21 protein-coding genes and 1 tRNA gene are annotated in these 22427 nt (G+C 44.0%); 15 read left to right on the forward strand and 7 right to left on the reverse strand.

Translation table 11 applies throughout. The annotated features are described in order from the left end of the window. Together J2736_RS00065 and J2736_RS00070 are read right to left on the reverse strand one after the other, a co-directional pair. Entirely contained in the window at window positions 1-414 is a 414-nt protein-coding gene (locus J2736_RS00065) for a VOC family protein (protein WP_310222317.1), read from the reverse strand. A gap of 238 nt (window positions 415-652) precedes the next feature. Further along, on the reverse strand, window positions 653-1660 hold the full coding sequence (locus J2736_RS00070; RefSeq protein ID WP_310222319.1) for an AraC family transcriptional regulator: 1008 nt from the start codon (window positions 1658-1660) through the stop codon (window positions 653-655). Window positions 1661-1772: 112 nt separating this feature from the next. Here J2736_RS00070 and J2736_RS00075 point away from each other — a divergent pair, with 112 nt between their 5' ends. Then, a complete protein-coding gene (locus tag J2736_RS00075) occupies window positions 1773-2354 on the forward strand; it encodes an NAD(P)H-dependent oxidoreductase (protein WP_310222321.1) in 582 nt (193 codons plus the stop codon). Window positions 2355-2385: 31 nt separating this feature from the next. On the opposite strand, the gene J2736_RS00080 is transcribed toward J2736_RS00075, so the two are convergent. After that, window positions 2386-2928, reverse strand: a complete 543-nt coding sequence (locus J2736_RS00080) for a PadR family transcriptional regulator (protein WP_310222324.1) — start codon at window positions 2926-2928, stop codon at window positions 2386-2388. Window positions 2929-3043: 115 nt separating this feature from the next. On the opposite strand from J2736_RS00080, the gene J2736_RS00085 reads away from it, so the two are divergent. Beyond that, window positions 3044-4174, forward strand: coding sequence for a serine hydrolase domain-containing protein (locus J2736_RS00085; RefSeq protein ID WP_310222325.1), 1131 nt, complete (start codon window positions 3044-3046; stop codon window positions 4172-4174). A gap of 57 nt (window positions 4175-4231) precedes the next feature. Further along, on the forward strand, window positions 4232-4396 hold the full coding sequence (locus J2736_RS00090; protein WP_397340146.1) for a DUF5701 family protein: 165 nt from the start codon (window positions 4232-4234) through the stop codon (window positions 4394-4396). 33 nt (window positions 4397-4429) lie between these two features. On the opposite strand, the gene J2736_RS00095 is transcribed toward J2736_RS00090, so the two are convergent. Beyond that, a complete protein-coding gene (locus tag J2736_RS00095) occupies window positions 4430-5581 on the reverse strand; it encodes a PQQ-dependent sugar dehydrogenase (protein WP_310222327.1) in 1152 nt (383 codons plus the stop codon). A gap of 105 nt (window positions 5582-5686) precedes the next feature. Here J2736_RS00095 and J2736_RS00100 point away from each other — a divergent pair, with 105 nt between their 5' ends. Continuing rightward, entirely contained in the window at window positions 5687-5950 is a 264-nt protein-coding gene (locus J2736_RS00100) for a hypothetical protein (protein ID WP_310222329.1), read from the forward strand. Window positions 5951-6195: 245 nt separating this feature from the next. Here the strand turns inward: J2736_RS00100 and J2736_RS00105 are convergent, their stop codons facing one another. Continuing rightward, window positions 6196-7992 carry an ABC transporter substrate-binding protein gene (locus J2736_RS00105; RefSeq protein WP_397340147.1) on the reverse strand — a complete coding sequence of 599 codons (1797 nt, stop codon included), beginning with the start codon at window positions 7990-7992 and terminating at the stop codon, window positions 6196-6198. Window positions 7993-8127: 135 nt separating this feature from the next. Here J2736_RS00105 and J2736_RS00110 point away from each other — a divergent pair, with 135 nt between their 5' ends. Then, entirely contained in the window at window positions 8128-8277 is a 150-nt protein-coding gene (locus J2736_RS00110) for a hypothetical protein (RefSeq protein ID WP_310222333.1), read from the forward strand. On the opposite strand, the gene J2736_RS00115 is transcribed toward J2736_RS00110, so the two are convergent. After that, on the reverse strand, window positions 8255-8773 hold the full coding sequence (locus J2736_RS00115; RefSeq protein WP_310222334.1) for a VanZ family protein: 519 nt from the start codon (window positions 8771-8773) through the stop codon (window positions 8255-8257). The genes J2736_RS00110 and J2736_RS00115 overlap by 23 nt on opposite strands. A gap of 15 nt (window positions 8774-8788) precedes the next feature. Further along, window positions 8789-9076 carry a hypothetical protein gene (locus tag J2736_RS00120; protein WP_310222336.1) on the reverse strand — a complete coding sequence of 96 codons (288 nt, stop codon included), beginning with the start codon at window positions 9074-9076 and terminating at the stop codon, window positions 8789-8791. Between the two features lie 209 nt (window positions 9077-9285). Here J2736_RS00120 and J2736_RS00125 point away from each other — a divergent pair. From J2736_RS00125 to J2736_RS00170, 10 genes are all read left to right on the forward strand, one after another. Beyond that, window positions 9286-9358 (forward strand) — tRNA-Ala (locus J2736_RS00125). 174 nt (window positions 9359-9532) lie between these two features. Beyond that, window positions 9533-11365: a sensor histidine kinase gene (locus tag J2736_RS00130; RefSeq protein WP_310222338.1), complete on the forward strand. Its 1833-nt coding sequence runs from the start codon at window positions 9533-9535 to the stop codon at window positions 11363-11365. Continuing rightward, on the forward strand, window positions 11358-12428 hold the full coding sequence (locus J2736_RS00135) for a response regulator transcription factor (RefSeq protein WP_310222340.1): 1071 nt from the start codon (window positions 11358-11360) through the stop codon (window positions 12426-12428). The genes J2736_RS00130 and J2736_RS00135 overlap by 8 nt, the downstream gene beginning before the upstream one ends. A gap of 98 nt (window positions 12429-12526) precedes the next feature. After that, on the forward strand, window positions 12527-13432 hold the full coding sequence (locus tag J2736_RS00140; RefSeq protein WP_310222342.1) for an ABC transporter permease: 906 nt from the start codon (window positions 12527-12529) through the stop codon (window positions 13430-13432). Between the two features lie 4 nt (window positions 13433-13436). Further along, a complete protein-coding gene (locus tag J2736_RS00145) occupies window positions 13437-14303 on the forward strand; it encodes a carbohydrate ABC transporter permease (RefSeq protein ID WP_397340148.1) in 867 nt (288 codons plus the stop codon). A 42-nt stretch (window positions 14304-14345) separates the two neighbouring features. After that, on the forward strand, window positions 14346-15899 hold the full coding sequence (locus J2736_RS00150; protein ID WP_310222346.1) for an extracellular solute-binding protein: 1554 nt from the start codon (window positions 14346-14348) through the stop codon (window positions 15897-15899). A 73-nt stretch (window positions 15900-15972) separates the two neighbouring features. Next, window positions 15973-17319 carry a class-II fumarase/aspartase family protein gene (locus J2736_RS00155; protein WP_310222348.1) on the forward strand — a complete coding sequence of 449 codons (1347 nt, stop codon included), beginning with the start codon at window positions 15973-15975 and terminating at the stop codon, window positions 17317-17319. A gap of 27 nt (window positions 17320-17346) precedes the next feature. Then, entirely contained in the window at window positions 17347-18750 is a 1404-nt protein-coding gene (locus tag J2736_RS00160; RefSeq protein WP_310222350.1) for an NAD-dependent malic enzyme, read from the forward strand. A 200-nt stretch (window positions 18751-18950) separates the two neighbouring features. Continuing rightward, window positions 18951-20003: a YncE family protein gene (locus J2736_RS00165; RefSeq protein ID WP_310222352.1), complete on the forward strand. Its 1053-nt coding sequence runs from the start codon at window positions 18951-18953 to the stop codon at window positions 20001-20003. 262 nt (window positions 20004-20265) lie between these two features. After that, the gene (locus J2736_RS00170) at window positions 20266-22329 is read left to right on the forward strand and encodes a methyl-accepting chemotaxis protein (protein WP_310222354.1); all 2064 of its coding nucleotides are present in this window, start codon (window positions 20266-20268) and stop codon (window positions 22327-22329) included. Window positions 22330-22427: the final 98 nt, after the last annotated feature.

A 22427-nucleotide genomic window follows, 5' to 3' on the forward strand; every position in this document is an offset into this window, starting at 1 on the left:
TTATTGATTCCCTGCGTTCGGATCCATCCAGAACAATTCCCATTGATGTCCGTCTAAATCTTGGAAGCTATGTTGATACATGAAACCGTGATCGTTAGGATCACTGTACAGTGTCCCACCAGCGGCTACAGCCTTCTCGATGAGTTCGCTCACTTCTTCTCGACTAGAGAAGCTCAAAGCAACGAGTACTTCTGTCGTTTTCGTAGCGTCGGATATGGCTTTCTTCGTAAAAGTTTGGAAATATTTCTCGACCAAAAGCATGACATAGATGTGCTCGCTGATCACCATACAAGTAGCATTTTCATCTGTAAATTTGGGGTTGAAAGTGAACCCGATAGAGGTGAAAAAAGCGACAGACTTGTCCAAATCTTTGACGGGGAGATTCACAAAAATTTTATCCGATTGCACGGCCACGATAGGATCACCTCAATAAGTTATTTGTACTTCTCTATGATAATGGAAAGTAAATCTGCCAGTCAAATGCAAGGGGACTTAACTCTCATAGGCTCGCTTCAGCGCGGCAATATCGATCTTCTGCATGCCGAACATTGGATTCATGACATGGCGCCATACGAATCCCTCCCGTTCGTTATTTTTTCAAAATCGCAGACATAAACGTCGAAACTTCACTTGAAAGACTCTCCGAAGGGGTTTATAGATTAGCCCGATATTGCCCTGGCGTTACCCCTGTCCATTTTTTAAATGCGTTTTGGAATGCGCTTGGTTCAGAAAAATGCAGGACATAAGCGATTTCACCAACGGAATATTCCCATTTACGAAGATAGCCCATGGCTAATTCTTTGCGTAGTTGGGTTGAAATTTCATTGTAGGTCGTACGCTCTTCTTTTAATTTGTGCTGGAGGGTTCGCGAGCTCATCTGAAAATAATCAGCGGTTTGCTGTACGGTGGGGAAGTAAGAAGGCTGGCAGGCGTGCATCCACTGCACAACTTGATCTGTGAAACGGCTTGTTTCGGTTAGTTTCTGCCTCGTTTCTTGCGCTATGTTTTCAAATACCGTTAATAATTTTGCATCGGAGTACAGAACAGGATATGAAAGAACGTCCTTTGGGAATCGCAACTTATTTTCACTAGCTCCAAATTGAGGAATCCTGCCCAATATGGACTCATAAGGTGTTACATCCGAGGGAGCATCGTGGCTAAACGACACGTGTAAAAGTGGAATACGTTGATTACTTAGTCTGCTTATTAACCGATATAGGGAGCTTGCCATATCTTCGATACAATGTCGAGACATCGTTCCTTCTTCGGGATGCTGTAAAAACATAGCAATCTCCACATGATCATCATGCATGTTCCAGTCCAAATTAAACCCGCTGCAGAGCAGCACATTATATCTTTGATAAGCAGTTAGCGCCTCAAGGACGGAAGCAGAATGCATCATGACATAGCCAAGAATGCCCATATCGCTAAACTCCATCATTTGCCCTTGATGCAAGCCAAAATGCTCGTCTTGAGTGAATTGTGCCGCGGCGATCGTTATGCGCTCCAACTCTTCGCCTGAAATGCGCGCCTCAACATCTCGCAGAAGACTAGCGTCAAAGGCAGCGAATTGGCAAAATTGCTCGGTGTTATAGCCTTTATGAACGAGCGTTTTCATGATGGGGTACACCATGGAGATGGCAACACCTTGACTTTTCAAGTCGAAAATCCCTCCTTTGCGCAAATTCGCAATTGGTTTGCGTGCTTAATCATTCATTTATGGCCCCAGATATTCTAAGCTGATTATAGTCGCAAACAAGGAGGAAATCATCTTGAAAACCAATATTCTCATTATTAACGGGCACCCTGATCCCGAAAGCTATTGTGCAGCATTAACCGACGCTTATATCGCCGGAGTCTCGAATAGCAACTCAGTTATTCAGCGCATCGATATTCACGCATTGGCTTTTGATCCCAATCTACAGTTTGGCTATCGCCAGCGCACAGAGCTCGAGGATGATTTGTTAAAAGCGCAAGAATTGATTCGCTGGGCAGATCATCTTGTCTTTATCTATCCCACGTGGTGGGGGGCCATGCCTGCCATGATGAAGGGCTTTATTGATCGCAGCTTTTTACCTGGATTCGCCTTCAAATATCGGGACAAATCCGCGTTCTGGGATAAGCTTCTGACCGGAAAATCTGCCCATCTCATTGTAACGACAGATACCCCTGCTTGGTACAGCCGTTGGGTTAACAAACATGCAGGGTACCGTGTGATGAAACACAATGTATTACAATTTTGTGGGATTACGCCTGTACGAATTACGGAGATTGGGCCAGTGAAGCCATCCTCCCCAGAGAAACGAGCCAAATGGTTAGAGAAAGTGAAACAGCTTGGGATGAAATTAGCCTAGTTTTTACAAACAAACAAGCGGTGCGCTTGATTTATAGTGTATCTGATGGAAGCTCGGCAAGAAGGGTTTTAAACCATTCTTTTGCAAAAGAGTGCGAACGAATCCCATAATCTAGCGTTTTGATCTGATAAGTAAGGATTTCTGCATAAGGGGCTGGAACTTGAATGTTCTGAAGCCCCTCGTCCATGTGCTGGAGTTCTGTCTCTACTTTTTCAATTTGGGTGATGATTTGAATAAGGATGGCTCGTCTATCTGCAACGGATTCCACGAGTCCCAAGAAGAACACTTTAGCTAGGGCTGTGGATTCTAGCCTGCTTGTAGATATTTCTGAGCCCATCCACACATAGAAAGCCTCTTTGCCTTTATCGGATATGACATAAATTTTTTTATTCCGTCCCCGATCCACGTGCTCCTCAAAATAAATATCACCTTGTTGCACTAATTTCTTTAATGCTGTTTGCAAACTGCCATAGCTGGCGCTATAGAACAAGGCAACGCCTTGTTGAAATGCTTTGTTAAGCTCATAAACCGTTTGATTCTTCAGAATTAACAAACCGAGAATGACAAATTCCATGTGGCGACTCCCCTTAGGTGTGTTGACGTAAGACTTGTCCATATATTACGCTAGGATATATTACTAATAGTAGCATTGGGCGTTCGGGAACACAATGAGTCAGGGGAGGATTCATATGGCGATGTTTGTTCGAAAAGCATGGAGCAAGGAACGAGCTTCTCAGCATTTCGATGCGTACTTTTCACGATTACTTAAGAACAGCCGTCATCAAACTAGCTTACAAGTATGGATGGAAAGCAGCGGGTTTACCTATCGTTATGCTGCTGGGAGAATATCCGCCAATAAGGATGCAGCAGTCTCCCTTAATCAACCTTTTCATACAGCCAGTATTGGGAAGGTGTTTACAGCTGTCATCATCATGAAGCTCGTTGAGCGTGGACAGCTTGCACTAGAAGATCCTATTTGCAAGTACGTAACACCAACGGAGTTGACCCATCTCTTCGTGTATCGGGGAGTTGACTATGCGAGTCAGGTGACCATCCATCAGCTCTTGGGGCACACCTCGGGTGTGGCTGATTACTTTGAAGATCCTGTCCTGCACAAGCCTTCATTCATCCAACGCATCATTGCCAATCCCGATGAAGTGTGGACACCGGATGCCTTACTAGATTTTACAAGGAACAATCAAGTCAATCATGGCCCCCCTGAATCGCGCTACTATTACTCCGATACGGGATATATTCTGCTTGGACGGATGATCGAGCGTATCACAGGCAGATCCTTTAGTGAGAACTTGCATCTCGACATATTCAGTCCCCTGCAAATGAATGATTCGTACTTGATGTTCTTTCCCCAGTCCCAACAGGAGAGCGCAGAACCAATTCAAGATATCTGGTTGAACACAGTTGAAATCAGCCGTTTTCCAAGCTTAAGCTGCGATTGGGCGGGTGGGGGCATCGTGACGACTCCCCAGGATCTCCTCATTTTTCAAAAAGCACTCCATCATGGAACATGCATCAGTCAAACATCGCTACAAGCCATGATGACCTTTAAGCACAAATTCCGGAGTGGCATTCATTATGGGTTAGGTATGATGGAACTTCATTTCGAGGAATTTTTCTTTTTGCTCAGAGGACTTCCAAGACTCCAAGGGCACAGTGGGATACTCGGAACCCATATGTTTAGCCATCCAGAATCGGAAACGCATATCGTCATGAATTTTGGTTCAACGAAGTCGATTGTTCGAAGTTACAAGGCGTTGATTGAAGTCATGATTACGTTAAAAAGAATGCAAATATGGGCTTAGTACTACTCCACTTACGCTAGAGGAGGGATTAGGTTAATTACCCATTATCCAGTAAGATTGCAGAAAAATAACGGCTTCTCCTTACTCGGATCTCGTTGCGGTGATCGAAGAGTCACGGCTTTATGGATAAGCGAGAAGAGGCCGAAGCTTGGGTGGTGTTGGGCAGGTAACCCGCATACCTGGCTGGGTTCTGCTTCTTGCGGATCAAGAATAGGAGGGTAGCCGTAATACGGCCTCCCTCCATGATATCATCTGCTATACGATTTTCATGATTTTTCCATCCTGTGTGCATAAGTACAATTCACCAGCTGCATCCGTACCGAAGGAAGCGATGTGCAGGCCAGATGCTAGCAGGGTTTTATTTGTAACCTTGCCATCACTGGCTAGCATCATTGCCCATATATTTCCTGTGCCATAATCGGCATAGACATACCAGCCTTTAAGTTCTGGCACCTTTATGCCCCTATATACATATCCTCCGGTGACGGAGACACCTTGATCACGGCCATAGGTAAACAGTGGTTGCTCTAAACCAGTTTTGTTACAGCCAGTTTTCGGTTCGTAGCACTCGAATCCTTCCTGAATGCGCCAACCGTAATTTTTACCTTTTTCCACGATATTAATTTCTTCAAATCTATTCTGGCCAACATCTGCTGCCCAGAGCTTCCCAGTAACGGAATCGAAACTGAATCGCCAAGGATTCCGCAGTCCATACGCATAGATTTCTTTAGCTCCTTTGTTGATAAAAGGGTTGTCAGCAGGAATCGCATAGAGGAGCCCATTTGCTTGTTTATCTACGTCGATACGAAGTATTTTGCCAAGTAAGGATTGCAGGTTCTGGCTGTTATTTTGAGGATCCCCGCTGCTGCCGCCATCACCAGTTGCGATGTATAAATAGCCATCAGGACCGAATGCCAATTGTCCACCATTGTGATTAGGGTACGGCTGTTTGAAGGTAAGCAACACTTTCTCACTTTTTGGATCTAGAAGAGCAGGGTTAGCAAGATCAGCGTCATAACGTGCGATAATCGTGTGCGTTTCGGTCGTGTAATTCACGTAAGCCTGAGTCGGATGTTTGGGATGGAAGGCTAATCCAAGTAATCCTTGTTCATTTCCGCTATCGTTGACGCGAGCAGTAATATCTAGGACGAGAGATGGCTTTTCCTTCGGCTTATTGATATTCACACTCAAGATGCGACCAGGCTGCTCGACGATATACAACAGCTCCGGTTTGCCAACGCGATGCTCAATTCCGACGGGATGATCGAAGATCGTCGGTTCGAACATATTCGTTAACGAAATGCCGTTCGATGTCGTGGACGAAGGTTCCGTATTCTTTGACCCGAAGCAAGCGGTAAGCAGTAACAATAGGAATAGGCTCATTGAAGCAAGGACATAACGTTTCATCTAGAATAACCTCCTAATAAGATCAACTTATCGATATTCTGGCAGCTATCATTCGAGATTTTTCGTCAGCAGTGCTATACTAGAAAGAAAAAGAGGAGCTTTGTCATGAAAGATTCGCAGAAAGAAGTATGGCTTAAAAGAAAAAAATTAGGTCGCTCTCGATATTTAATCATGTTTGGGATCGTGCCTTGGGGAATCGGAGCGGCGTTACTCACGACAATCATTGAATTTATCAGCTTTCAATCCATTAATTCCGTTTGGATTCCTATTCGACTCCTCGTATTCGCTTTCATTGGCTTTTTCGTTGCTAATGGGCGTTGGATGACGATGGAAAACCGCTTTGAGCCACCTGCACCGAGACGACCATAGGGTCGTTTTTTTTTTTATTCCATTTCGCATCTCGATAGGCTGGTAGGAGCTGAGAACTGCAAATATACATCTTTTCTAAGGAGAATTGACCGCATATCGAAGAATTGCTGCGAAAATACATCCTTTTTTACCGATGTTCCTTAAAAAGGAGCAATGTGGTGGAAAAAGATGCATATTCGCATCTTTCCTAATAGATCGCGACTTCTTTAGTGGAAAAGGATGCATATTCGCATCTTTTTTTATTTTCAGACACTTGGCGTAAACCAAATCTCTCGGAAATCAATCCAACCTAAGTCATTAATCGTTACCCCTTTGATGGAGTCTTGATAGGTTGTTTGTTGAGACCGATGAAGGACGAATAAGAACGATTTCTCCGCTTGAAGCTCGGCTATTAATTCATGTAAACATACAATACGCTCATCCAGACTAGGATTACTCAAAATCTCTTCCATTTGCACATCCACCCACGCCAATCGCTCTGCGTTCAAATGTGCCCGGACATAACTGTTGCTTTGTTTCAATGTTTGAATAATATGAAGATCATAATTGCTTTCCATGCAGATGTGATAAAAAATAAGATCGGCTTCGTCGATGGTAGCCATTTGCGTCATATCCGACTCACTCCGGATCGTGATCTCAATGGGAATACCAATCTGCGCGCACTGCTGGCAAATCCACATTGCATCATCATTATTATTCCGATAGACATACATATGTAAGGTCTCGCCGCTGTAACCCATTTCATCCAGTAAACGCTTCGCTTCAACCTTATCCGTCCTTGACTTCACTAGCGGCTCCATCGTAGGGATAAAACTGTGAGCAGGTGCCTCTCTAAAGCCCCCAAGCTCTTCAATCATAAGCTCACGATCTATGACCAGATCAACCGCTTTACGAAAATTGGGATGAGACTGCGGTCCACTCTTATTGCGGTTAAACGTTAATAAACTGCAGAACATGATCGTTTGTTCAATTTGATGCCACTCTGACTCTTTATCGATGACACCAACTGGCTTACTAGAATTAGATTGTCCGCGGAATACTTGGACTTTATCCCAACTAGGTGTTGCTTCTTGAAGATCTGAGGGCAGCAGCCAAATTTCGATAAGATCCATGTGCGGCCTAACACCGAAATAACTATCAAACGCACGCAGTTTGCAAATGTAATCATCGTGTCTTTCCAGCCTGAACGGCCCAGTCCCAATGGGCATTCGCCCAAAAATGGATTCATTATCCCGACATATTTCCTCCGGTACTATGGCCATCGAGGTATGCGCCAGCTGTTGAAGAAACAGCACATTCGGTTGACTCAATTCAATAGCGACTGCACTTCGATTCAGGACTGTAATGGCCTCAATGCTCTCGGTAATCCAGCCTTGCGTCGCCGACTCGCCTAGCTTCTTTAATCGCGATAGCGTGTAGCTCACATCATGAGCTGTCATCTCTCTGCCGTGATGGAACAGCACACCTTTGCGTAAATAAAACGTATAATACAAGCCATCCTCGCTGATTTCCCAGTAATGGGCCAAGTGCGGCTCGATCACCTTTGTCTGCGGGTTATAGCGTATAAGGGTATCGAAAATTTGACTTACCAGATGAAAATCAAATGCAAAGAAAGAGTGCGCAGGGTCCAGTGTTACCAGCCATTTGTAAACAGGCACACGCAAGGTATCTTTAAATCGCTCCTCATGCTCAATGGCACGATAGCCAAAAAAGCTGAACAACCACTCGATAAAGGAGTCCTGAAGCGCTTCTCCCTTGCCGAGTTGATGAATCAGCTCAATCGTACCTAAATAATCGCCTCGATTCGCAAGCGCCATCGCTTGTTTCGAGATCATGTCCTCGGAAGAAACCAAAAAGGTAAGCTCAGAAATATTTCCTCTACCTCGACCGGGTTTCCATGAAATCCAATTCTGTTCGGTCATCTTTTTTAAAAGAATCTTCACATTCCGTGTCGAGCAATACAATCGCTCGGCTAATTCCTCTAATGTAATAGGCTGCGGCTCATGCTCAATCCCATGCTCAAAACCCGCGCGTAGCTCCAAAAAATGAGTAAGCAGCTGCATCTTCAACATCCTTTCTAAAAAAGGGGAAATCATTGAAGTGAATTATACTCTTTTTGTTCCCCTTATTCCAGCGTAAACTAAGCGTATCAGGAAAAGAAAGGAAGTGATTCACATATGCAACCAACAGACCTCTATGTATCAGAGAAATTGATGGAGTGGCAGCAACACGACTTGGAAAGCCAATCCCGCGAACATTGGAAATGGAAAGCGGTTCGAAAAAGAAAAGTTTCCGTGCTACTGGCTAGCTTGTTCTTCTGGATTTAATTCGATTTCGTATGGCGACAATCACGACAATCAGAATGAGCCCACACACTATACCGACTCCATCGACGACGACGTCGATACCGTGCCCCGTTCGGTCTTTCACGAACGATTGATGCCATTCATCCGTCATTGCGTAGAGCAATGAAATGAGGAAGGAGCTGATCAAAGCTATGTTCATTCTGACAGGCTTCGCTAATAAAGCTATCGACCAGAGCAGGGCAAGCAAAGCGTATTCGCTAACGTGCCCTGCTTTTCTTATGAGAAATTCAATCAAATCAATAGGATCTTGTGATGAAATTACCTGCTTATCATACGTGAATTTCACTTTGGGCAGATGCTCTTTCAACTTTTCGCTGGAAAATTTTGATTCCAAATAGGGCTTCATGCTTTGCTCTGAATACGGCTCGGCTGATTTCATATAGATGAAAGCCATCCAGAGGATAGCGGCTACTAGGAACACGTAGAATACCGTTTTTGATCCAGTTAACTTCGGCATAACGGCCCCTTCCTCTTACGAATTCATTTTTTTACGAATGCTGAACAAAGCGAAAAATTCAAGAACCATGACATTCACCGCGGAGACGCCATAAAAAGCCATACCGAACATCATTTGAAACTTGTCCGTTGTCACGGATTTCCACCAAAAAACGGCAAGCACAGTCAGCACAATATTCAGAGCCGTCGTGATCCAAAACGAGAATCCGAGTCGGTTGGTTTTCCTCATCAAAAGAACCCCGATACCGAACGGCAAAACAAAAGCGATACCTAAGAAAACCCAATACAACACCGCGTTTGACACTTCTTCGTCACTCCCAAACGATCTACTAGTTTATATTACTAGGTTAGCATGAAAATACGCATGAAAACAATGTTCGCTCCCTTTTGCAACAGAATGGACATAGAGCATGATAGATGCTTAGCTACAAGATAAATCCTATTTTTCAGCTATTGCCTGTCACCGCATATTCATGTATAATACAAAAAGTCGACGTTTGTAAGCGACATCACGGGGCCTTAGCTCAGCTGGGAGAGCGCATCGCTGGCAGCGATGAGGTCAGGGGTTCGATCCCCCTAGGCTCCATACGAGATCAAACAGCCATCCTTCGGGATGGCTGTTTTTCGTATGAGCCCTTAGGGGAGAGAACCCCTAAGGGTTCGCCATGCGGGCTTTGTGCTTTATTAGCATTGACTGTAAAATGTGAGTGCATTTTAGTAAGAGCAGATGACTGTTTCATTGCTTTGGGAGGGATTCAGCATGAATGTATTCAAGTACAAAATTAAAACGATTCGAGCCAAACTGATTTTGATATTTTTTGTTTTCTTTCTTCTTCCCTTTTTGTTATTTGGTTCAATTTGGTATCAACGCTCAACACAGTTAATGGAAGAAAATGCGATATCATCTGCAAGGAAATCGATCCAGCAGGCGAATAGCTACATCAATTATTATTTTGGAGAGTTGGAGCGTACGACGTTTCCTTTAATCACCCATCCACTTATTCAAGAGTTTATGAATATTACTTCGGATGATGTTTATCCGCGGATCTCGCTCACAAATCAAATTCAAAATCAGGTCATAAATCAAGTCATTTATGGGAAAAAAGAAGTCTACGGACTTTCCATCATTTCTGAGAACGGTTTGATTGTTTCCAATTTAGCGGATACGCAAGAAGGGTTCGGAACTCGGGATTTGATGCAGCTTGAACCAACGGGAGTACGAAATATTAAGTTTAATCGCATCCATAGGGAAAATGGCATGCCAATCTTAACGATTAGCAGGAATTTTACAGATGCCAGGACGTACAGAACGAAGGGCTTGTTGCTGATCGATCTCCGTTTGAACGATTTGTCAGCGTTTATTAACCAAGCAGGTCTTAGTAAAACAGGTATGACATGGATTGCCAACGTCGAGGGAGAAGTGTTGCTTCACCCCAATCAATATCAAATTGGTAAGACGGTACCTGATTGGTACAATGACAATATTCGCAAGGGAGAAGAAGGATCGCTGATCGTGAATGATTCGGGTGTAAAGAAGTTGATCGTTTTTGAATATTCTCCTTTGACGGAGTGGACACTTGTATCTGAAGTTCCCCTTCAAGAATTAACCGGGGATTTATTTGCACTGCGTAATCTCACTTTAGTTGTTTTGATCGTGGTTACCCTAATTTCATTGTTTTTTATAGGCGGCTTTGCTCTTAGCCTTACGAACTCGCTTTCGAACATGAAACGACTAATGAACCGAGCAGGAAGCGGGGAGATGTTTGTTCGAGCTTACGTCCGGCCAGGTAGACAAGACGAGCTCAGCGAGCTCAATGAAAGTTTTAATCACATGGTAGAGAAGCTTCATACATTGATCGACGAGATTCATGCTTCTGAGATAAGGGAGAAAGAGCTGATCATCAAGCAACGGGAAACGATGCTCAAGTCTATGCAAGCGCAAATCAATCCTCATTTCCTCTACAATACATTGGAGGTCATTAATTCTTACGCAATTTTAGAGAACGTAATGCCGATCAGTCGGATGGCGATTTCACTAGCCTCGCTGTTTCGATACAGTATTTCAAGCGGGGACGGGAAGATATCCTTATATGAAGAGATACAGCATATACAAACCTACTTGGAGATTCAAAAGGAGCGTTTTGAGCATCTAACCATTCATCTGCAATACGACAAGAGCGATCTTAGCCAGGTTCAAGGACTACGACTCATCCTGCAGCCGGTTGTAGAGAATGTGTTTTACCATGCTTACGAGAAGCATCAGCTTTATCCAGAGTTTATAGCTATTGAGGGTGAGAGGTCACCAGTAGGCTACCGCTTTGTTGTTATGGATAAAGGGGGAGGCATGGAACCCACCGTTATGGAAAGATTGAACAAAGCGTTCCAATCGGAAGATGATACGGAAGTTCACTTGCCGGGGAATGATCGGAATGATGATAATCGATGGGGGAATGTGGGACTTTTGAACGTTCACCAACGTTTGAGAATGAGCTTCGGTGCGCCATTCGGTTTGACGATATTGAAATCTACGAAAGAGGGCACTTGGATTGAAGTTCATTTGCCAACCATCACAGGAGGGACTTGGGATGCTTAAAGCGATTATAGCGGATGATGAAACGTTGATAAAGAAAAGCTTGAAGTTGATCGTTGAAAGAACTAACTTATTTGAAGTTTTAGAGGCTTTTTCAAATGGGCGAGATGCGCTGGCGTATTTGCAAGAGCATACTGTTGATTTGCTGATTACGGATATCCGAATGCCCGTGATGGATGGATTGAACCTAATATCGGCTCTGCGTGAAGCAGGCAATGAAACCGATGTCATTATTTTGACTGGATATGGAGAATTCGAGTACGCCCAGAAAGCGATCCGTTATGGCGTATCCGACTATTTGCTGAAGCCCATAGTACCAGAGCAACTTCAGCAAATGCTGGAGAAAATTGCGCTGAAACAAAATCAACAAAAAGTTGTACAGGAGCTTCGCCAGGAGTCATTGTGGTATTGCAGACAGATGGGGGAGCGTCTTTCTCAGTTGTTAAGAGACATGGACGGTCTTTCCATCATTACGCTGCTTGACGAGGTCTACAGCTTTATGCATCAAGCTTATGGTGAGCATTTGCCCATTTTCCAAAGTTTTTATTCTGATTTATTGGCACTCGCCTACAATGAACTGATGATCATCTCTCCTGATCTTAAGGAGGTCATTACCGCTCCAAGTTCACTTTTAGAAGTAGACTCCATGGAGAATTTGAGGGGGCGAGTTCGCAAGCAGATCAGCGAATGGATGCTGCGGATGGCGGATGTCAGAAGTCATGGAATTGCTCATACGATGAAGAAAGCGTTAACCTTTATTCAACAACATATTTATGATGAAAATTTGACTCTGCAGTCAGTTGCTGATGAGTTGAATTTGTCGATCTCTTATACAAGCGAAAGCATTAAACAATCCGTTGGCATGAACTTCACGAGTTATGTAACGAAGCTCCGAATGGAAAAGGCTAAAGCATTGCTAGCAGACTCGAATTGCAAAATGTATGAAGCCGCGTTCCAGTGTGGATATGTCGATTACGCTCATTTCACAAAGACGTTCAAGAAGTATTATGGATACTCTCCAAAGGAATATCGCGCACGTTTGAATGTGTCGGATTTTGACGAATAATCGGCGAAATTTTGACAACTTTAGCCTCGATAAACACATATACCTTTCTCTTAGTGGAATCTACAATAAAGACACATCAGAGGAAGGAGGGCTAAATCGTGGTTAAGGAGTCTAATTATTTTTTTAAAAATTGGCAAATTTACTCTATGATCTTACCCGGCTTATTGTTTTTCATCATCTTCAAATATGTCCCATTAGCTGGCAGTATCATTGCATTCCAAAATTACACGCCATTCAAAGGAATCATGGGGAGCGAGTTTGTCGGATTCGAGCATTTTAAAGTGCTGTTTAGCTATCCTGAGTTTTACCGGGTGCTGCGCAATACGCTGCTCATCAGTTTGTATCAACTCGTTTTCGGATTTCCTGCTCCGCTCATTCTTGCACTCTTATTGAATGAGGTGCGTAAAGTTTTTGTCAAAAAAATTATGCAGACAGTTTTATATGTACCGCATTTCTTGTCGTGGGTTATTTTGGGCGGTATGCTAATGAGCTTACTTTCGCCAGATACAGGTCTTTTTAATCATATTTTGAATTCGTTTGGACTGGAAAGCGTATTTTTTATGCAAGAGCCAGAATACTTCCGCAGTATCGTGGTCGTTTCGGGGATTTGGAAGGAAGTCGGTTGGGGGACAATCATTTACTTGGCCGCTTTAACAGGTGTTAATCCAGAATTATATGAAGCTGCCGAAGTTGATGGTGCAGGGAAGCTAAGGCAAGTGTTCAGCGTTACGATCCCGGCATTGCTGCCGACCATCATGGTGCTGCTGCTGCTCAAGATTGGACATATTCTTGATCTTGGCTTTGAGCAAATCTATGTTCTACTTAACCCTCTTGTGCGTGAAACCGGGGATATTTTGGATACTTATATTTATGATGTGGGGCTGCTTGGTGGTCAATATAGCTATACGACTGCAGTCGGATTATTCAAATCAATCGTAGGGCTAGTTCTCATACTTGGCGCAAACGCAATTAGCAAGAAGACAACTGGAGATTCAATTTATTAGGAGGATGGGTATTGTGAGAAAAGTCAATCCATCTCTGAAATGGTTTGAAGCGGGTAATTATTTGTTTCTTTCGCTCATTTCAATAGTGGTGCTGATACCGTTTCTAAATATTGCAGCGGGATCGCTTAGCGGGGGGAATTCGATTCTAGAAGGGAAAGTCTCCATCCTTCCTGTCAACTTTACGATGGAAAACTACTGGGCACTTCTTAAGAACTTTGGCTTTTGGAAATCGTTCGGCATCACGGTCTATATCACCGTTCTTGGCACTACACTTAATCTGACATTTACTTCATTAATGGCCTATGGGTTAGCACGTCGCGATTTAAAAGGAAGATCGACGATCCTCCTCATCGTCTTATTCACAATGATATTTACGGCTCCGATCATTCCGTCGTATTTACTTGTCAAGTCACTTGGTATGTTGAACTCTTTATGGGCAGTCATGATTCCATCGTTAATCAGCGGATTCAATCTTCTCATTATGATTTCGTTTTTTCAAAATATACCTGATGCTTTGACTGAGGCGGCAAAGATTGACGGTAGTAATGAATACCGTACATTTTGGAGCATCGTATTGCCGCTATCCATGCCGGTAATGACGACAATCGGTTTGTTCTATGCGGTCTCGAACTGGAATGGTTATTACGCAGCAATGATGTACTTGCGTGACCCTGGCTTGTTCCCACTGCAGGTGAAATTAAGACAATTGATTACGCAAGATAATGCCGGAGATATTCTTACTTCTTTATCGTCGGCAGAGGGTATTAAGATGGCTGCGATCATCGTTGCAACTTTGCCCGTGATGATGATTTATCCGTTTATACAGAAGCATTTTGTTAAAGGAGCCATGATTGGTTCGGTAAAAGGTTAATTATTGAATCCCATTCGAAAACATTTGGAGGAATATAGTTTGATGAACAAGAAGATGGTTACAACATTGGTTTGTCTTTCTTTATCCGGAAGTGTATTAGCCGCATGTTCAAGTAAAGGGGAGACAAGCTCCTCAACTGCGGCAGTGACTCCGCCAACAATCAAGCTTGTGGTAGGCGATCGTAACATGCCCTACGTTACGTCATCATCGAATGTTAATGAAGACAAATATGTGAAAAAACTGCGCGAGCTGTCGAAAACCGATGTTCGTATTGAGACGGTCAATCAAGCCGACTACTCTAAAAAAATGAATTTATTGCTTGCTTCTGGCGATTTACCAGATGCCATTCAGGCCGTGAACGGGATTACTTCTCCTGAAATTTCGGCGGGTATTAGTAACGGTGCGTTCTATGAATTAAACGAGTTGATCGACAAGTATGCGCCTGGACTAAAAACCAAAATTAATAAAGATTTATGGAATTCTTCGCTCGTGAGCAAAGAAGGAAAAATTTACGCGATTCCGCGCGAAGCGCCGGTACCCAATAACCGAATTGTCTACATGCGAAAAGATTGGCTAGATAAGCTTGGCTTGCAGGCTCCAAAAACCGTGGACGAGTACTTGAATGTGCTGCGTGCATTTAGAGATAAGGATCCAAACGGCAACGGCAAAGCAGATGAAATTCCTTTTATCGGACGGAAAAACTTCGACTTCGGTTATGTGTTTTTCGGTGCTTATGACGTTAGTCCCGAGGGCTGGAAGTTTGTAAACAATCAGCTTGTTCCTAACTTTATTCGACCAGAAATGAAAGACGCATTGAAGCTTCATCAGCAAATGTATCAAGAGAAGTTGATCGACAATGAGATCTTTGTGAATACGGCAGCAGATTGGACGGCTAAGCTCGAAAATACGCAACGAGCTGGCATGTGGATCCACGCTGCAGAATATCCGGATCAAACCGCTACGGCATACAAGAAGCTTCCGCAACCTATTAATTTCATCAATATTCCAGCTCCAACTGGACCAGACGGCAAGGGTGGAAACTTAATCGGTTCGGTCGTAGATCCATTGTCTACTTGGGTAATCCCTAAATCCAATAAACATCCTGAGCATGTATTGAAATTCTTGGAATGGTTCTTATCCGACGATGCACAGACGTTCTTGAATTACGGACTTGAAGGTGAAGACTTTACAGTAGAGAACGGCAAGAAAGTTCCTAAACCGATTAGTACGAAAGCGGATAAGGAGAGAGAACAATTTCATCTTCAATGGTTGAGATGGATCGGGCCAAGCCATATTCATAACCAGGAATACATGAAGACTCGTGAAAATGGTGAATTCGTACCAACTGCTGTGAAAATCGCTTCAAGCGAAGGTCGGGTCAACAGCGCTCTTGATTTACCAGTCCCAGCGTCATTGGTTACCAAACCAGAATTGCAATTTACCGGACTATGGATGGAAACGGCCGCTAAAATCATTACGGGTCGTGATCCGATCGACAGCTTCGATAAGTTTGTTGAGGATTGGAAAAAACGTGGCGGAGACAAGGTCATTCAAGATGCTACGGAGTGGTATTTGAAAAATCAAGCCAAAAAATAAAGCACAAGATTAACGGGGGGATTTCAAAAATCCCCCCGTTATGTCATTAAGCTAACTTTGGAGGAAGTAATAGATGTCGAACAACCAAAAAAATCGTTTAGAAGAGATATTCTCAATGCGCATGCGATTACAACGTTACCTAGAAGTTGAGGCGGCTTTGGCATTGGCACAAGGCGAGCTTGGCATTATTCCACAATCGGCTGCTGATAAAATTGCTAAGGCAGCTAACGTGGAGTTAATGGATATCCAACGACTTGAAGCGGATCAAGCCAAAACAGGTCATTTTATGATGCCAATCGTGTCCGAGATGTCCCGAATCGTTGGGGATCCTGAAGGTGGTTTTGTTCATTGGGGGGCCACCTCCCAAAACATTGAGCAGACCGGCGATGTCCTCGGTTATCGCGCCGCCATTGGTATTTTGAAGGGTCAACTGTGTGATGTAGTGCAAGTGTTGGCTCAATTAGGTGAACGGACTGCAGATACAGTCATGGCAGGGCGTACGCATTGGCAGCAAGCTGTGCCGATCACGTTCGGCTTCAAGGTGGCCAATTGGACAGATGTGATCGTTCGACATTTGGAACGGTTAGAACAAATCAAACCTCGTCTGCTGACAGCCATGATGGGAGGCGCAGTCGGTAATTTCGCCAGCATGGGTAGTATTGGTCCTGCTGTACAGGAAGGAATGTCCCGGAGACTCAATCTGACGCCCATGACAGTACCCGGCAGAAACATTGTCGACCACTTCGCTGAATACTTACTGTTTCTTGGCATGATCGCTGCTTCCTTGACTTCCATCGCTGAAGAAGTGGCGCGTTTGATGGCAACCGAGTTTAGTGAAGTTAGCGAAAGCTTGCCTGAAGGCGACGTAGGAAGCTCCACGATGCCACAAAAAAGAAATGCGAAGAAATGCATGGAGGTCGTTACCAAGTCTGCTCGTATTCGAGCAAATGTGCCTGTCGCACTGGAAGCGATGATCCATTCACATGAGGTGGATGGCGCCAAATTTGCGATCATGCAAACCGCGCTGGAGCAAAGTACGATTTTGACTGGCGAGATCCTAGATGCTATGCATAATTTGCTGAGCGGACTTGAGATATACCCTGAACATATGAAACGAAATCTAGCGCTGTCCGGCGGTCTTATCAATGCAGAAGCAGTCATGATGACACTTGCTGATACACTTGGGCGTCAAATCGCCCATGAGGTGGTTCATGAAGCAGCGCATAAAGTGGCGACAAGTGGATTTACCATCACGTTCTATGACGTGCTATCTACAGATCCGCATGTAACTCATCACCTTGGTGCAGACGAAATTAAGAAGCTACTCGATCCGGCCGTTCACACAGGCCTTAGTAGCAAAATTGCTCGGGAGACGAGTGCTCGAGGCTATGCTGCGGCTAGCCATCATCGAACAGTTTGATTAAGAGAGAGGAATGTCAATATTCGTATGGCCAATACAAGTGTAATTATTCGGATCGAATTGAATCACGAAGAAATAAAATTTGGAGATGTTGCTGCAGCCATAAGTAGTTTGGGTGGAGATGTAACCTCAGTTGATATTATTCGTTCTGGAAAAACAGCTTCTATTCGGGATATAACTGTAGAGGCAGCAGATTCAGATGAGTTGAAGATCGTTGAATTTTTGGGACGACAAAACGGAATTAAGCTGGTCAATGTTTCCGATCGTACGTTTCTCGCTCATTTAGGCGGTAAAATTACAATTCAACCAACGCTGCCTATTAAAAATCGTGATGATTTGTCACGCGTATATACACCCGGGGTTGCAAGGGTTTGCAAAGCGATTCATGAGGATCCTAAAAAATCGTACTCGCTGACAATCAAACGCAATACGGTTGCCGTCATCACGGATGGGACTGCTGTTCTGGGATTGGGAGATATCGGTCCTATTGCGGCTGCGCCGGTTATGGAAGGAAAGGCTATGTTATTCAAGCAGCTCGCTGATGTCGATGCATTCCCGATCTGTTTGGATACGACCGATACGGAAGAAATTGTTCAGACGATAAAGCGGATCAGTCCAATTTTTGGCGGGATCAATTTAGAAGACATCAGTTCACCCCGTTGTTTCGAGATCGAGCAGAGGCTTGCCGAAGAGTTGAATATTCCCGTATTTCATGACGATCAGCACGGTACGGCCATTGTGGTGCTAGCTGGATTGTTGAATGCGTTAAAGGTAGTAAATAAACGAATTGAAAATGTAAGAGTCGTCGTCAATGGGATTGGCGCAGCAGGCGTTTCGATATGTAAAATGCTTCTCGGAGCGGGTGTAACAAGACTTGTGCCAGTGGACCGTGAGGGGACGATTGTACGTGGAGCAACCTATGCGTATCCCATGTGGCAGTGGCTTGCGGACCAGCCTCAAGTGGAGGATGTAAAAGGCTCGTTAACAGACGTAATTCAGGATGCAGATGTATTTATCGGGGTCTCGAGAGGCGGTCTGCTGCATCGCGAGCATATTCAGAGTATGGCGCCTAGAAGCATCGTATTCGCAATGGCGAATCCTGATCCGGAAGTGGACCCGGAGGAGGCGACGCCACATGTGGAAGTGTTTGCAACAGGCCGGAGTGATTATCCCAATCAAATTAATAATGTTCTCGTATTTCCAGGGATATTCAGAGGCGCGCTAGATTGCCGGGCAAAGGAAATTAACGAGCCAATGAAACTTGCGGCAGCGCGAGCGATTGCTTCCGTTGTAACCGAGTCGGAGCTTAATAGCCAATATATTATTCCGAGTATATTTAACGACCAAGTGGTTCCAATTATTCGAAAAGCCGTAATTGAAGCGGCCATCATTACAGGATCAGCTCAGCGGATTCCACCAGAATTCAGATAGTGAAAATAGAAATCCCCATCTAGTTCGTGAATTGTAAAAATGACGACTTTAAAAAAGAAGCACCATAGCCTTGAGGTTATGGTGCTTCTTTACTTAAGGTAGGCGTGCTGTATGCCTAATTTTTAAATCGTGCAAATATGTACAAACTCCCAAGTGAAGATTCCCATAGTCTATTAGGAAGAAAAGCGAGGGAGGGGTTTGTGATTAGTCAAATCAAAGTCATTGCGACAATCCCCGTAGGGAGAAGGCCGTCAGATATCGCATTAAACAAACGCACGAATTTGTTGTATGTGCCGAGTAATGGGAGTGATACGGTATCCGTAATTAGTGCTCGAACGAATCGAGTGATCGCGACGATCGAAGGAAATGAAGGGGCTATCTCTGTGGCTATCAATCCGCGAACGAATCAGATTTATGTGGCTGGTTTGTCAGGTAAACTGTTCATCATCAACGGCAAAAAAAATAAGCTAACGCATACGTTCGATGTAGGAGGAGGCTTCGCTTCTCTTGCAGTGAATGTCAAGACGAATAAAGTGTACGCGGTGAATCTAGATCGAAATTCGGTCACGGTTTTGAATGGGAACAAGAAGAAAATCGTTGCGACAATAAGCGTTGGAATGCAGAGACCAAGCGTCGCATCCCCCCATACAATTGTAGCCAATCCGTTCACGAATCGTATTTATGTGCTGAATCCGGGTGAAGACACGGCAACAGTGATCAAGGGCAGCACGGATCGCGTAATGAGCACGATTAAAGTGGGACAGGGGCCATTTTCACTAGTCATTAATTTGCGTACCAATCGATTGTATATCGCACTTGAAGAGAAAGGCAGCGTTGCTGTTATTAATGGGCGAACCAATAAAAGAATAACAACCATACCGAATGTTGGTGATATCGATATGTTGGCTGTCAATCCTATAACAAATCGTGTATATGCGCCAGACGATACGACGAACAGTGTTAAGGTAACGGTTATCTCGGGAAAAACCAATACCATTATCGCCACGATCCAAAATGGCGAATCGCCGCGAATTCCTGTTGTTAACCCCAAGTTGAATCGCATTTACATCGCAACTTCGGGGGAAGAAACGCCGACAAGCTTAGCGAGTGTCATTAACGGGAGGAATAACAAAATATTAAAATCGAACCTGCGAATCGGGCGAGGGGCATCGGCAGGTTGTTTCAACGAAAGTAACAATCGCGTTTATTTTACGAACGAAGAAGGAGATACCGTTACCGTGCTTTCAGGATAATGGTATGAGCTGACTATTGCTGGCAAAGTGCATGTTAATCATTTCCATAAAATGCTTGTACTACATCCATATTCTAGTATAATGAAAACACATACATTAGCAGTCATAGGATGCATAAATCGTCAAAAGCGCTAACGCAAAGGCATGGAACAACCTTTTCCGTAACAAGGAATTACCATGGACGACCAACCTCTTAGCTACTAAGAGGTTTTTTGTTATGTCTAAGAGATTGTACATCTATGAACAGGAAGGAATTTGCTAGATGAATACCGTAAAAACGAAGATCATGATTGCCATTATTTTATGTTCCGTAGCCGCTGTTCTTGTGGTTGGATTAATCGGGATCAATACGGCGAATCAAATGCTGAAGCAATCGTCTGACGAAACCGCGAAGTTGAACGTTGATACAAAGGCGAAGAGCTTGAATCTTACAATCGAGGCGATCGAACAGTCGGTCAATGGACTTGCTATATCTGCAATATCCATGTTGGACGATGTTAAGAAGTTTAAGACAGATGCGAAGTATGTGAATGATTATCAAGAAAAAATTAGGCCTTTAGCCGAGCAGTTCTCGCAAAATACGAAAGGTGCCATGGCCTTTTATATGAGGTTCAATCCTGCTTTTACAGCGCCTACATCTGGATTATTCCATGCCGATTCAGACGGAGACGGAAAGATGGAGAAGTTGACGCCTACGGATTTTAGTCAGTTCGATCCTAAAGATCTTGCTCATGTGGGTTGGTATTATATCCCCGTTAACGCTGGTAAACCGGTATGGCTAGATCCTTATTTGAATGAAAATATCAATGTCAAAATGATTAGCTATGTCGTTCCCATTTTCAAAAATGGAGAGTCTATAGGTGTTGTAGGCATGGACATTAACTTCGCCATGTTTACTGATATTGTTGGGAGCATCAAACCGTATGAGAACAGCTATGGCGCGTTACTGAACGCGAATCTCGATTTCCTCATTCATCCGCAAATGAAGCAAACCGATAATCTGGCGAATGTTCATGGCAGTCTGGCTGAAGAAATCAAGAAGCAAGAGCTCGGCGCTATGACGGTGAAGGAAGATAACGAAGACAAGATTATTTCGTTTGCGAAGCTGTCCAACGGACAAACGCTGCTGATCGATTCTTCGAAGAGCGATATTTATAGCGATGTGAACACACTGACAAAACGCATTATTATCGTATTAATCTGTGTGGCGCTTGTCGCCGCGCTAGTTGCATTCTTCATGGGAAGCCGCATTTCGAAGCCGCTGAAGACACTTATTCTCGACATGAGACGAGTGAAGGAAGGCGACTTCAGGGTTCGCACATCGATCAATAACAAAGACGAGATAGGTGAAATTGGTTCGAATTTTAACGGTATGGTGGAAGAACTTGAGAACCTCACTAGAAACATGCGAGCGGTATCCAACCAAATTCATACTTCATCACGTTCTCTGGCATCTGTCGCTGAAGAGGTAACGGCTTCTTCCGAAGAAGTATCAGCCTCCCTTCACGAAATTGCCGAAGGCAATAGGATGCAATCCCAGTCGATTGAGAAAAGCTCGGAAATCTCTGCAAATTTGTCTGACAAATTCAAGCAGCTTTATGACAATACGAACGTTATTCTTCAAGTTGTGGACGGCATGCAAGCTAACAATGAGAATGGCATGTCCTTAATGAAAGGATTAAACGACATTACGCAAGATAATGGTCAAGCGATTAACAATATTGAACGTGAAATTTTTAATTTGAATGACAAAACACAGAATATCTCCACAATCGTCGAGCAGTTAAGCCACATTGCCAGTCAGACCAATCTATTGGCATTGAACGCCTCCATCGAGTCGTCAAGAGCGGGTGAAGCTGGAAGAGGTTTTGCCGTTGTAGCGAGTGAAATTAGGAAGCTGGCCGAACAGTCGAGGCAATCAACGGAAAATATTAATGAAATCATCTTGAACGTACAAACCGATGCCAGCCATACGGTGGAAGCGATGAAGCAAGTGAAACAGCGGGAGATGGAACAATCCGAAGCTGTTCATCAGTTAAGTCAAGCATTCGAGCTTCTGTCCGGCACGATCCATCAAATTACAGATATCCTCAAAACGAATGGGACATTCATTATGGAAGTGTCTAGGGATTCAAGTCAACTAGCCAGTGAAGTGCACGAGATGTCTTCGGTCTCCGAAGAGAGTGCCGCGTCTTCGGAGCAAGTATCGGAAACGATGACAGAGCAGGTGAAAGGATTCGGGAAAGTCGTCGAGGAAGCGGATATGTTAAATCAATTGTGTGAGACGCTGGATGAACTAGTTAAGCGGTTTAACGTGAAGCAATAGCATACGCACAAAGAATGATGAGAGTGGCGGTTGAAGGAGTTTTCCTAAACGGCCACTCTTTCGTTCTGTGTATTCGGCAGCACTTCCCCTGAAAATAA

The organism is Paenibacillus qinlingensis, from assembly GCF_031455095.1.
GTDB classification, from domain to species: Bacteria; Bacillota; Bacilli; order Paenibacillales; family NBRC-103111; genus Paenibacillus_E; species Paenibacillus_E qinlingensis_A.